Origin of the sequence: Streptomyces sp. JH34 (assembly GCF_029428875.1) — a bacterium.
Lineage (GTDB): Bacteria > Actinomycetota > Actinomycetes > Streptomycetales > Streptomycetaceae > Streptomyces.
In genome coordinates, this window is record NZ_JAJSOO010000001.1 from 2,059,169 (window position 1) to 2,071,447 (window position 12,279).

12 protein-coding genes are annotated in these 12,279 nt (G+C 69.4%); 9 read left to right on the forward strand and 3 right to left on the reverse strand.

Annotated elements, in window-relative coordinates; genetic code table 11:
* The first annotated feature begins 4 nt into the window (after positions 1–4).
* From LWJ43_RS08885 to LWJ43_RS08915, 7 genes are all read left to right on the forward strand, one after another.
* Positions 5–418 carry a roadblock/LC7 domain-containing protein gene (locus tag LWJ43_RS08885; protein WP_006127850.1) on the forward strand — a complete coding sequence of 138 codons (414 nt, stop codon included), beginning with the start codon at positions 5–7 and terminating at the stop codon, positions 416–418.
* A gap of 134 nt (positions 419–552) precedes the next feature.
* A complete protein-coding gene (locus tag LWJ43_RS08890; protein ID WP_073726950.1) occupies positions 553–960 on the forward strand; it encodes a DUF742 domain-containing protein in 408 nt (135 codons plus the stop codon).
* Entirely contained in the window at positions 941–1,522 is a 582-nt protein-coding gene (locus LWJ43_RS08895) for a GTP-binding protein (RefSeq protein WP_014153856.1), read from the forward strand. Before LWJ43_RS08890 ends, LWJ43_RS08895 begins: the two co-directional genes overlap by 20 nt.
* Positions 1,523–1,871: 349 nt before the next feature.
* The gene (locus LWJ43_RS08900; RefSeq protein ID WP_277331748.1) at positions 1,872–5,060 is read left to right on the forward strand and encodes a sensor histidine kinase; all 3,189 of its coding nucleotides are present in this window, start codon (positions 1,872–1,874) and stop codon (positions 5,058–5,060) included.
* 10 nt (positions 5,061–5,070) lie between these two features.
* Positions 5,071–5,484, forward strand: a complete 414-nt coding sequence (locus LWJ43_RS08905; RefSeq protein WP_124272100.1) for a roadblock/LC7 domain-containing protein — start codon at positions 5,071–5,073, stop codon at positions 5,482–5,484.
* A gap of 89 nt (positions 5,485–5,573) precedes the next feature.
* The gene (locus LWJ43_RS08910) at positions 5,574–6,248 is read left to right on the forward strand and encodes a DUF742 domain-containing protein (protein ID WP_277331749.1); all 675 of its coding nucleotides are present in this window, start codon (positions 5,574–5,576) and stop codon (positions 6,246–6,248) included.
* The gene (locus LWJ43_RS08915; RefSeq protein ID WP_277331750.1) at positions 6,229–6,810 is read left to right on the forward strand and encodes a GTP-binding protein; all 582 of its coding nucleotides are present in this window, start codon (positions 6,229–6,231) and stop codon (positions 6,808–6,810) included. The genes LWJ43_RS08910 and LWJ43_RS08915 overlap by 20 nt, the downstream gene beginning before the upstream one ends.
* 103 nt (positions 6,811–6,913) lie before the next feature.
* On the opposite strand, the gene LWJ43_RS08920 is transcribed toward LWJ43_RS08915, so the two are convergent.
* Positions 6,914–7,117: an acyl-CoA carboxylase subunit epsilon gene (locus LWJ43_RS08920; protein WP_277331751.1), complete on the reverse strand. Its 204-nt coding sequence runs from the start codon at positions 7,115–7,117 to the stop codon at positions 6,914–6,916.
* A gap of 64 nt (positions 7,118–7,181) precedes the next feature.
* Positions 7,182–8,765: an acyl-CoA carboxylase subunit beta gene (locus LWJ43_RS08925; RefSeq protein ID WP_277331752.1), complete on the reverse strand. Its 1,584-nt coding sequence runs from the start codon at positions 8,763–8,765 to the stop codon at positions 7,182–7,184.
* A 618-nt stretch (positions 8,766–9,383) separates the two neighbouring features.
* On the opposite strand from LWJ43_RS08925, the gene LWJ43_RS08930 reads away from it, so the two are divergent.
* Together LWJ43_RS08930 and LWJ43_RS08935 are read left to right on the forward strand one after the other, a co-directional pair.
* The gene (locus LWJ43_RS08930) at positions 9,384–10,595 is read left to right on the forward strand and encodes a glycoside hydrolase family 64 protein (protein ID WP_277335841.1); all 1,212 of its coding nucleotides are present in this window, start codon (positions 9,384–9,386) and stop codon (positions 10,593–10,595) included.
* A gap of 120 nt (positions 10,596–10,715) precedes the next feature.
* Positions 10,716–11,414 carry an amidohydrolase family protein gene (locus LWJ43_RS08935; protein ID WP_277331753.1) on the forward strand — a complete coding sequence of 233 codons (699 nt, stop codon included), beginning with the start codon at positions 10,716–10,718 and terminating at the stop codon, positions 11,412–11,414.
* Between the two features lie 145 nt (positions 11,415–11,559).
* Here the strand turns inward: LWJ43_RS08935 and LWJ43_RS08940 are convergent, their stop codons facing one another.
* Positions 11,560–12,084: a hypothetical protein gene (locus tag LWJ43_RS08940; protein ID WP_277331754.1), complete on the reverse strand. Its 525-nt coding sequence runs from the start codon at positions 12,082–12,084 to the stop codon at positions 11,560–11,562.
* Positions 12,085–12,279: the final 195 nt, after the last annotated feature.

Sequence of the window (12,279 nt, forward strand, 5' to 3'; positions counted from 1 at the left end):
CCCCATGAGTCAGGCCGCGCAGAATCTGAACTGGCTGATCACCAACTTCGTGGACAACACCCCAGGGGTGTCCCACACGGTGGTGGTCTCCGCGGATGGCCTGCTGCTGGCGATGTCCGAAGGTTTCCCGCGCGACCGCGCCGATCAGCTGGCGGCTGTCGCCTCCGGGCTGACATCGCTGACGGCGGGTGCCTCCCGGATCTTCGAAGGCGGCGCCGTGAGCCAGACGGTCGTGGAGATGGAGAGGGGATTCCTCTTCCTCATGTCCATCTCCGACGGATCGTCGCTCGCCGTCCTCGCCCATCCGGACGCGGACATCGGCCTGGTCGGGTACGAGATGGCTCTCCTCGTGGACCGCGCGGGGACCGTCCTCACCCCTGACCTCCGTGCCGAGCTACAGGGAAGTCTGCTCCACTAGACGGCCATGCGGCAGACACCTGACACGATCCCCCCAGGTACTACTCAAAACCCTCACCCGTCCGGCCGAAACAGCCCCTCACCGGCCACCTTCAGACGGCAAGCCGACACCCTGCTGTCACGCCCGGAGGATTTATGACCCCGCCACCCGCCTCACATGATCCGTACGGCGCACTGCACCACGCGTCGTACGACGGTGAAGGCGATCAGCCACTGGTGCGCCCGTACGCCATGACCGGCGGCCGGACCCGGCCGCGCTACCAGCTCGCGATAGAGGCGCTGGTCAGCACGACAGCGGACCCCGCCCACCTCGGGACCCTGCTGCCCGAGCACCAGCGGATCTGCCACCTGTGCCGTGAGGTCAAGTCGGTGGCCGAGGTCTCGGCCCTGCTGTCCATGCCTCTGGGCGTGGCACGGATCCTCGTGGCGGACCTGGCGGAAGCCGGCATGGTGGCCATCCACCAGCCGGGCAACGGAGAGGCCGGCGGCGCGCCGGATGTGACACTGCTCGAAAGGGTGCTCAGTGGACTTCGCAAGCTCTAGCGGCGGTACGGCCCGCTCCACCACCTCGGCGAAGATCGTGGTGGCAGGGGGCTTCGGCGTGGGTAAGACCACGTTTGTCGGTGCCGTTTCGGAGATCAATCCGCTGCGCACCGAAGCCGTGATGACGTCCGCGTCCGCGGGCATCGACGACCTGACCCACACCGGGGACAAGACCACCACCACGGTGGCCATGGACTTCGGACGCATCACCCTGGACCAGGACCTGATCCTCTACCTGTTCGGCACCCCCGGACAGGACCGCTTCTGGTTCATGTGGGACGACCTGGTCCGCGGCGCCATCGGTGCCGTCGTCCTCGTCGACACCCGACGCCTCGCCGACTGCTTCCCCGCGGTCGACTACTTCGAGAACAGCGGCCTCCCCTTCGTCATCGCCCTCAACGGCTTCGACGGACACCAGCCCTACACACCCGACGAAGTACGCGAAGCACTCCAGATCGGCCCGGACGCCCCGATCATCACGACGGACGCCCGCCACCGCGCGGACGCCAAGAGCGGCCTGATCACCCTGGTCGAGCACGCCCTGATGGCCCGGCTGAAGTAGCCGCAAGTCGGGAGCGATCTACGGAAGTTGTTGTAGTCACGCGGGGGCGGGCTGTGTCCTTTGACACGCTCCGCCCCCGTGTTCATAACATTTCGACAGTGAAATGGGGCGCCGTCGATACCCGACGCACACGACTGGTGCCGCTGCGCTCATGTGAGCCTCGCCTTTTGGCGGGGCTCGTTCTTTATGCCCGTTTTATCGGCGGTCGGCCGTACTCGGAATCAAACATTCCGACTGTTTGGAACGCGACCGGTCCGCGTGCTGCAATGCCTCGAACTACCGAGCAGTACGGCCCCTGAACGATAATCCGGCACAACGTAGGTGCCGACGCCGAGAGGTTGTTGGTCGAGTGAGGCGAAGCAACGAGGGCTCCGCGGCGCAGCCGGAGCGGGGCAATTTCACGCCGCCGCCGCGCGCTGCGGTGTCCCCGCCTGCGGACACGTCGTCCGAGGCGGGCCCGGCGGGCGGCAGCACGAACCGGCTGTCGCCCCGGAACTGGCGTGTGCCCACCCGTCTGAACGCGATCCTCCTGATCCCGGCGCTGGTCGGCCTGGTCATGGGCGGCTTCCAGGTGAAGGGGTCGGTCGACACCTGGAACGAGGCCCAGGACGCGGAGAAGACGGCCCTGGTCGTCCGTGCCGCCGCGGAGTACGGGCAGGCACTGCTGAACGAGCGTGACCTCACCGCTCAGCCCCTGCTGTCGAACAAGCGCACCGCCGCCGAGGTGGAGCAGGTGCGTGCCACGACGGACAGCGCCGCGGAGAAGTTCGACGCGGCCGTGAAGAACATGCCGGACAAGCAGGGGCTCCACCGCCGTCTGAAGCTGTTCGAGGTGGAGGAGCCACTGCTCCCCGAACTGCGCAAGGCCGCCTACGCCGAGGCCATGGACCCGGTGAAGACGGAAGAGGGCTACACCAAGGTCCAGCACTCGCTGATGGAGTTCTCCAACGAGCTCGGCCTGGGTACCGGCAACATCACCAGTTACGGCCGTACGGTGTACGCGATCGAGCTGGCCAAGGCCGCAGAATCGCTTCAGCGCTCGATCGGCATGCACCTGCTGGTGCGTCCGAGCCAGGAGGAGCGCAAGTTCGACGGCCAGGTCACGGCGTTCAGCTCGTACAACTACCTGGAGCAGATCGCCCTCGGTGAGTTCGTCTCCGGTGGTACGGAGGCGGACGCGGCCCGGCTGAAGGAAGTCATGGCCGGCAAGGCCGCCGAGGGGGCCGAGCAGCTGAAGGCCGCCGCGGCGCAGGCCAAGGCCGCGGGCAAGCCCTTCGTGGCACCGCCGAGCATCGACGGTTCGGTCTTCGACGGCATGGCCCAGCAGATAGGCGCGGGCCGGTCGCCCGAGGAGCTGAAGGCCAAGGGCATCACCCCCGAGACCTGGATGGCCGCGTCGACCGCGAAGTTCGACGGCTACACCACGGTCGAGAACGAGCTCGTCGACAAGGCCGTGACCGAGGCGGCGGAGATCTCGTCCGACGCCCGCAACGACGCCATCCTGAACGCCGCGATCGTCATCGTCGCGCTGCTGGCGGCCTTCGTCATCGCCGGGCTCATGGCCCGCCAGATGAGCCGCTCGATGCGCCAGCTGCGCACGGCCGCCTTCGGCATCGCCGAGCAGCGGCTGCCGATGCTGGTCGACCAGCTGTCGCGGACCGAGCCCGGCCGGGTGGACACCCGGGTGCAGCCGATCCCGATCAACAGCCAGGACGAGATCGGCGAGGTCGCCCGCGCCTTCGACCAGGTGCACCGCGAGGCCGTCCGGCTCGCCGCCGAGCAGGCCATGCTGCGGGGCAACGTCAACGCGATCTTCACCAACCTGTCGCGCCGCAACCAGTCGCTCATCGAGGGCCAGCTGACCCTCATCACCGACCTGGAGAACAACGAGGCCGACCCGGACCAGCTGGAGAGCCTCTTCAAGCTGGACCACCTGGCCACGCGTATGCGCCGCAACGGCGAGAACCTCCTCGTCCTCGCGGGCGAGGAGCCCGGCCGGCGGTGGAACCAGCCGGTGCCGCTGGTCGACGTGCTGCGCGCCGCCTCTTCGGAGGTGGAGTCCTACGAGCGCATCGAGCTCACCGGTGTGCCGGAGAGCGAGATCCACGGCCAGGCCGTGACCGACCTCGTGCACCTGCTGGCCGAGCTCCTGGAGAACGCCACCACGTTCTCCTCGCCGCAGACCAAGGTCCGGGTCACCGCGACCCGGCTGCCCGACGGCCGCGTCATGGTCGAGATCCACGACAAGGGCATCGGCCTCACCGCCGAGGACTTCGCGGACATCAACCACAAGCTGGCCAACCCGCCGACGGTGGACGCCGCGGTGTCCCAGCGGATGGGTCTCTTCGTGGTCGGCCGGCTGGCCGACCGGCACGGCATCCGCGTCCAGCTGCGTCCCTCGGGCGAGCAGGCCGGAACCACGTCGCTGGTCATGCTCCCGGACGCCATCACCCACGGTGGCGGTGGCGGCGAGGCGGCTCAGAGCGACTTCACCGTCTCCTCGATCATGTCCGAGCAGAAGCAGCCGCAGGCCTTCGACCCGGCGCCGCAGCCCCTCCCGATGCGCACGGCGGCGGAGCTCGGCTTCGACGACTCCCGCTACGAGACCCCCGCGGCGGACTCCCCGCAGCTGGACCCGGTCAACCGTTCGCTGATGCGTGAGGAGCGCCGGGCGGCGCTGGAGGCCCAGACGGGCGGCGAGAACCCGGCCTTCCACCAGGAGGACGGCGCCGGACAGCGTCAGGACTACTCCCAGGAGCAGTACGGCCAGACGCCGTACGCTCCCGAGCAGTACCCCCAGCAACAGCAGGAGTACACGCAGCCCGGTTACGAGGGCGGCTACGACCCGTACGCCGGCAACGGCTTCCAGGATCCGCAGCAGAACGCCTATCCGGAGGCCGGGTACGCCGCTCCGGACAGTCGGCAGGAGCAGTACGCCGACCCGTTCGCGCAGCAGGACGGCCTCTCCCACCAGGGTGACTGGGCCGACCAGGGTTCGTATCAGGGATCCTTCGATCCCCTGGGCCGGCCCGAAACGGAATCCGTCCCGAGCGCTCCCGCCGAGACGCCGGAAAGCGTAGGCTTCGAGCGCCCGGGACCCACCCCGAACCCCGGTCACGACCTGACCGAGGCGGGTCTCCCGCGGCGGGGCGGCCAGCAGCACTGGCAGCCCACGGGCCGCGGAAACGATCAGCCCGCCCCGCCGCAGCAGCGGCAGCGGCCGGTGCCGGAACAGCCGCAGGAGCCTGCGGAGGGTGACGGTCCCGAGGACTGGCGCTCGGCGAACGACGAGCGCTGGGAGCGGGCCGAGAAGCTCCGGGACCCGAAGGCGGGCGGGATCACTCCTTCCGGTCTCCCCCGGCGCGTGCCCAAGGCCAATCTGGTCGAGGGCACGGCGGAGCAGACCCAGCAGGGCGGCCCACAGGTCTCCCGCGCCCCTGAGGACGTGCGGGGCAGGTTGAGCAACCTGCGCCGTGGGGTCCTGAAGGGACGTACCGCGGGGTCGGACACAAGTGATACCTACAACCAGGAGCGTTAGTGTGAGCCCGATGAGCCAGGCGGCGCAGAATCTGAACTGGTTGATCACCAACTTCGTGGACAACACCCCTGGGGTGTCGCACACGGTGGTGGTCTCCGCCGACGGACTCCTGCTGGCGATGTCCGAAGGATTCCCACGTGACCGCGCCGATCAGCTGGCGGCTGTCGCCTCCGGTCTGACGTCGCTCACCGCGGGTGCCTCCCGGATCTTCGAAGGCGGCGCCGTGAATCAGACCGTTGTGGAGATGGAGCGGGGATTCCTCTTCATCATGTCCATCTCTGACGGATCCTCACTCGCCGTCCTCTCCCACCCTGACGCCGATATCGGTCTGGTTGGGTACGAAATGGCACTTCTCGTAGACCGTGCAGGAAGTGTTCTTACCCCGGATCTCCGCGCCGAACTCCAGGGAAGTCTTCTTAACTAACAGACAGACAGTGCGTTTTCCGTCACCGCGCCATAAGGTGCGGTGGCGCGGCACCACTGGGACGGCGACCGGCAGTCGGAGGAGGAAACGTGGCAACACCCACAGGCGGACACCCGTACGAGGGCGGTCAGCGGGTTCCGGGTGAGCAGGGTGAAAACCGTTTCGACATTCCCTCCATGCCTGGCAGACAGGGCCCGCAAGAGCCTTATCAGCCGTATCAGCAGCCGTACCAGCCCTACCAGCAGCCTCAACAGGGCTCGCAGGGCGGCGACTGGCAGCAGCCCGGTTCCGGGTGGCCCCAGCAGCAGCCTCATCACCAGCAGCCGCAGTACGAACAGCGGCCGCCGCAGCGGTACGAGGCACCGCCGTCGCGCATCGAACCGGTCCAGCGCCAGGCCCCGGCACCAGCGAAGCCCTCGGCCCACAACCCGCTGGTGCGCCCCTACGCCATGACCGGCGGCCGGACCCGGCCGCGTTACCAGCTCGCCATCGAGGCACTGGTCAGCACCACGGCCGATCCGTCCCGGCTGCAAGGGCAGTTGCCCGAGCACCAGCGGATCTGCCGGCTCTGCATCGAGATCAAGTCGGTGGCCGAGATCTCGGCCCTCCTCTCGATCCCTCTCGGCGTTGCCCGGATCCTCGTCGCCGACCTGGCCGAGGCCGGACTCGTCGCTATCCATCAGCCCGGCGGCGACGAGACCGCCGGCGGCCAACCAGATGTGACACTGCTCGAAAGGGTGCTCAGTGGACTTCGCAAGCTCTAGCGGCGGAGCGGCCCGCTCCACCACCTCGGCGAAGATCGTGGTGGCAGGGGGCTTCGGCGTGGGTAAGACCACGTTTGTCGGTGCCGTTTCGGAGATCAATCCGCTGCGCACCGAAGCCGTGATGACGTCCGCGTCCGCGGGCATCGACGACCTGACCCACACCGGGGACAAGACCACCACCACGGTGGCCATGGACTTCGGACGCATCACCCTGGACCAGGACCTGATCCTCTACCTGTTCGGCACCCCCGGACAGGACCGCTTCTGGTTCATGTGGGACGACCTGGTCCGCGGCGCCATCGGTGCCGTCGTCCTCGTCGACACGCGCCGCCTCTCCGACTGCTTCCCCGCGGTCGACTACTTCGAGAACAGCGGCCTCCCCTTCGTCATCGCCCTCAACGGCTTCGACGGACACCAGCCCTACACACCCGACGAAGTACGCGAAGCACTCCAGATCGGCCCGGACACCCCGATCCTCACCACGGACGCCCGCCACCGCTCGGACGCCAAGAGCGCGCTGATCACCCTGGTCGAGCACGCCCTGATGGCCCGGCTGCGCTGACCCGGCCGCCGCACGGCGAAGGCCCCGTACTCCTCCGGAGGAGTACGGGGCCTTTTCGTCCGTACGGGCCCTGTGGGCCCTCGGATGCCTCGGTGGCCGGCCGTCAGCCCTGCCAGCTGTGCGGGGCGCGGAAGCCGGGGGTGCGCTCCAGGCGGCGCCATCCGGCGGTGCTGCGGCCCCGGTGGGCGGGCGCGTCAGGCTGGGTGGCGGCGCGGGCGAGCAAGACCGCGGTGATGGCGGCGAGCTCTTCGGGGCCGGCCTGGCCCTTCTCGACGCGCAGGACCGAATCGGCGGGGGTGACGCTCATGGATGTCTCCGTCTTCTGGGCGGTGGTCGCGGAACGCCGGGCGGGGTCGCCGCTGCGGCTGCGACTACTGCGGAGGGTTGCCGTGCTTGCGGGACGGCAGGTCGGCGTGCTTGTTGCGGAGCATCGCGAGCGAGGCGATCAGCACCTCGCGCGTCTCGGCGGGGTCGATGACGTCGTCGACCAGGCCGCGCTCGGCCGCGTAGTAGGGGTGCATCAGTTCGGCCTTGTACTCCTTGACCATGCGGGCCCGCATGGCCTCGGGGTCCTCGGCGTCGGCGATCTGACGGCGGAAGATGACGTTGGCGGCACCCTCCGCACCCATCACCGCGATCTCGTTGGTGGGCCACGCGTAGGTGAGGTCGGCACCGATGGACTGGCTGTCCATGACGATGTACGCACCTCCGTACGCCTTGCGCAGGATCAGGGAGATCCTCGGCACGGTGGCGTTGCAGTACGCGTAGAGCAGTTTGGCGCCGTGCCGGATGATCCCACCGTGCTCCTGGTCGACGCCGGGCAGGAAGCCGGGTACGTCCAGGAGAGTGACGATCGGGATGTTGAAGGCGTCACACATCTGAACGAATCGCGCGGCCTTCTCGGACGCCTCGATGTCCAGGACACCGGCCAGCGCCTGCGGCTGGTTGGCCACGATGCCGACGACCTGGCCGTCGAGCCGGGCCAGCGCGCAGACGATGTTCCGGGCCCAGCGCTCGTGGACCTCCAGGAAGTCGCCGTCGTCGACGAGCTCCTCGATGACCTTGTGCATGTCGTACGGACGGTTGCCGTCGGCCGGGACCAGGTCCAGCAGGACCTCGCCGCGCCGGTCGGCCGGGTCGTCGCTCGGCACGACGGGCGGGTTCTCGCGGTTGTTGGAGGGCAGCATCCCGATCAGGTAGCGGACCTCGGCGATGCAGGTCTCCTCGTCGTCGTACGCGAAGTGCGCGACGCCCGAGGTCTCGGCGTGCACGTCGGCGCCGCCGAGGCCGTTCTGGGTGATCTCCTCGCCGGTGACCGCCTTGACGACGTCCGGTCCGGTGATGAACATCTGCGAGGTCTCACGGACCATGAAGACGAAGTCGGTCAGCGCCGGGCTGTAGGCCGCACCGCCCGCGCACGGGCCTAGCATCACGCTGATCTGCGGGATGACACCGGAGGCCCTGGTGTTGCGCTGGAAGATGCCGCCGTAGCCGGCGAGCGCGGAGACGCCCTCCTGGATGCGGGCGCCGGCGCCGTCGTTCAGCGAGACCAGCGGGGCACCGGCCGAGATGGCCATGTCCATGATCTTGTGGATCTTCGTGGCGTGGGCCTCGCCCAGCGCCCCGCCGAAGATCCGGAAGTCGTGCGCGTAGACGAAGACCGTCCGGCCCTCCACCGTGCCCCAGCCGGTGATGACACCGTCGGTGTACGGCTTCTTGGCCTCCAGGCCGAAGCCGGTCGCCCGGTGGCGGCGCAGCTGCTCGACCTCCTTGAACGATCCCTCGTCCAGCAGCAGCTCGATGCGCTCCCGCGCCGTCAGCTTGCCCTTGGCGTGCTGCGCCTCGGTCGCCCGGTCGCTCGGTCCACGCCTGGCCTGCTCACGCAACGCCAGAAGTTCAGCCACCCGGCCACGCGTGTCGCTCGGCTCGCCCGGGATTTCGTCCACAACGGTCATACGTCGACCCTACGAACCCGACCCAGAAAACCCTGCCGTTCACTCCGGACAGTCTCCTGCCCCGTTTCCTGGTGGCACCTGACAGAAGCCGAGCACCATGCAACCCATCTGCCAGCTCACAGGGCCTCCGCATTGTCGATCCCCGACAAAGCCGGCGATGTGTTCCCGGCCACAGACGGGTCCGCGCGCCACGCCGTGGATCCACCGGAGCGGGCGACCGGACCCACCGCAACGGCAGGGAGGCGCCCGGGCCCGGGTCCGGCGGCAGACGCACCCGACCGGACGAGGTGGACAGTACCCGCCACGGCGGCGGAAGGGACGGCGAGGGCGCTCCGGACGGCCCGCGACGGGACGCTCCGACGCCTTCGGTTCCTGTTCACTCCCCGCATGCGGCGGTCGACCAGGAGTGGCCAAAACCCCACCGGAGACGTCGAGTTGTGAAGAACGGCAACTTCCTGAGAGCGCTCTCAGTCATAACTCTTGACGCTCGCCGCGCCCGTGGCGAGAGTGGTCCGCACCGCAGACAGCCCCCAACGCCCCACCTCCCCGCGCACCACCCCACTGATCTCTGTCTGCGACCCCCCACATCTCGGGAGTTCCTTCGTGATTTCGCGCAGAATGTTCCTGACGGGCGCCGCCGCCTCCGCGACCGCGCTCACCTACCCCCTCTGGGGCAGCGCCCTGAGCCCGCGCACGTCGGCGGCCCCCGCCACATGCGAACTGGCCCTGGAGAACAAATCGTTGCCCGGCACGGTGCACGCGTACGTCACCGGCCACGAGCAGGGCACGGACCGCTGGGTGCTGCTGCGCCCCGACGGCAGCGTCTACCGCCCCGACTCCCCCGGCGCCCCGCAGACCCCGCTGCCGGTGGACTGCGCCATCCCCCTGAAGGCCGCCGGCGCCGGTCCCGTCGTCCTGACCCTGCCCCAGATGTACGGGGCGCGCGTCTACTTCGTGCGCGACGACAAGCTGGACTTCTACCTCAACCCGGGTCCGTCCCTGGTCGAGCCGGCCTTCGCGACGCCCACCGACCCGAACTACGGCAGGACCTGGTCGTTCTGCGAGTTCACCTTCAACCCGCAGCAGCTGTACGCGAACATCAGCTACGTCGACCTGGTGACCGCGCTGCCGATCGGCCTGACCCTGGAGGGCGACTCCAGGCACACCGTCGCCCCGCTCCCGGACGGCGCGGTCCAGCGCATCGCCGACGACCTCACGGCCCAGGCGGCCGCCGACGGACAGCCCTGGGACAAGCTGGTCACCCGCGGCTCGGACGGCAAGGTCCTGCGGGTCGTCTCGCCGCAGAACCTGATGGCGCCGTTCTTCGACCGGCCGGACCAGATGCCGTTCCGGGACCTGTTCACCGCGCAGATCGACGAGGTCTGGGAGAAGTACCGCTCCACCGACCTGCGGATCGACCTGCAGGGCGGCCGCGGCACACTGGCGGGCCGGGTCAGCGGCGACACGCTGACCTTCGAGGGCGGCCACACCTTCGTCAAGCCGACCTCGAAGGACATCTTCACCTGCAACCACGGGCCCTTCACGAACAACCCGGCCGACTCCGACGACAAGAAGGCACTGCTGGCCAGGATCGCGGCCGGCTTCAACCGCTCGATCATGCTCAGCCACCCGCAGCAGCCCAACGGCACCACGGTGGCGGACTACTACAAGGGCGGGGTGACCAACCACTGGTCGCGGGTCGTCCACGCGAACTCCCCGATCGGCTACGCGTTCCCCTACGACGACGTACGCCCGGACGGCGAGCCGGACGTGTCGGGGGCCGCGCACGACGGCAACCCCCGGCGCTTCACGGTGAGCGTGGGGTCCTGACCCGTCCGTGACACCGTGCCCGCCCGCCGCCCGTCCGCGGCGGGCGGGCACAGCCGCGTCCGGGGCCCGTACGGCTCATCACGGCCTGCGCCGCCTGCCCCCGGGGCCGATCGTCGGCAGATGTCCTCCCTCGGCGAGACCACGGCCGGCGACCCCGGTGAACGGGCCCTCCTGCACGGCCTGCGTCTGATCGACGGCACCGGCCGTGCCGCGGTGCCCGATGCCGCGCTGCTCATCGAGGGGAAGCTCATCAGCTGGGCGGGCCCCGCCGCGCGGCTCCCCGCGGACCTCGGGCCGGTGCGGCGGCTGGACCTGGGCGGCCGGACCCTGTGCCCCGGCTTCATCGCCACCCATGTGCATCTCGCGCTGCCGGGACCGGCCGGCAACCCCCTCCAGGGCCTGTGCGAACTGCCGAGCTACCGGACTCCGAAGGTCCTGGACCGGCTGCGCGCGACCCTGGAGAACGGGGTCACCACCGGGGTCAGGATCGCGATGGGGACCGACAGCGGCCTGGCCGTCGGCCACGGCAGGAACCTCCAGGAGCTGGGGCTGCTGGTCGATCTCGCCGGTCTGTCGCCCATGGCGGCGATCGTGGCGGCGACCCGTGACGCGGCGCGGTCGTGCGGCGTCGACGACGTCACCGGCACCCTGGAGGCGGGCAAGGCGGCCGACCTGGTGGTCACGGACGGCGACCCCCTGACCGACATCACCGCACCGGGCGATCCCGCCCACATCCTGGCCGTGGTGAAGGAGGGCCGGATCGCCGTCGACCGCGCCGGAGTCCTCGGCGAAGGCGTCCTGCCCGCGCTCTGTCCCTGAGCCGGGCCGCCCCGCCTCGCCGGGACGGGCAGAGGTGCCACGGGTGCGCGCGACACGGAGGTGCCCCCGCCCGGTCCCGGCTCCGGGCGGGACGGGGGCACCTCCGCGTGCGGTGCGGGTGGTGTGGCCGGATCGCGCCGTGCGGTCAGCAGCCGCCGCAGTTGTAGTACGTCACGTCCCAGTGGTTGCCCTCGTCCGCGTAGACGTTCCCGGAGCCGGACTTGTACTGCGGGGCGCCGTCGCCGCGCAGGCCGATGTAACTGAACACGCCCTTCACGTAGTTCGTCAGGCAGGTGCTCTTGGCGAAGTCGAGCTTGTAGCCGTTCCAGTGCGAGTACGTGCCGCTCGCGTGGCCCGTCTCGGTGCCTCCGGTGATGTTGAGCGCGCAGCCCGTGGCGCTCTTCAGCGTCTGGGCGCCCTGGGCGCTCGTCAGGTTGAGCTGGTCGAAGGACGTGCAGGTGGAGACGTTCCGGTTGGAGCAGCCGCCGGAGGAGGACCAGGTGATCCCTGACGAGGAGAAGCGGGAGGTGGCCTGGGAGTGGGTCAGCTTGGTGACGGCGTGCGCCTCGGTGGCGCCGCCGCCGAGGACGCCGACGCCGGGCGCGAAGAGCGCGCCCAGGACGAGGGCGAGTGCGGTGAGGGCCGAGCGGAGTCTGGGGCGGGTCAGCATGGGGAGACGTCCTCCTGCTCATGACAAGTATGGGCAGGGAGATAGTGCCCCAGCTCTACGCGCGTCCGCCAGGGTGCGGCGGGAGCCCGTACGGCATCCCCCGCGACTTCCGGACCGGCCTGGACCCTTGATGTTGAACTTTGAACAAAAAGGGTCTACAGTCAATCTCGTTGAAGGTTAAACAAATAGTTCGGC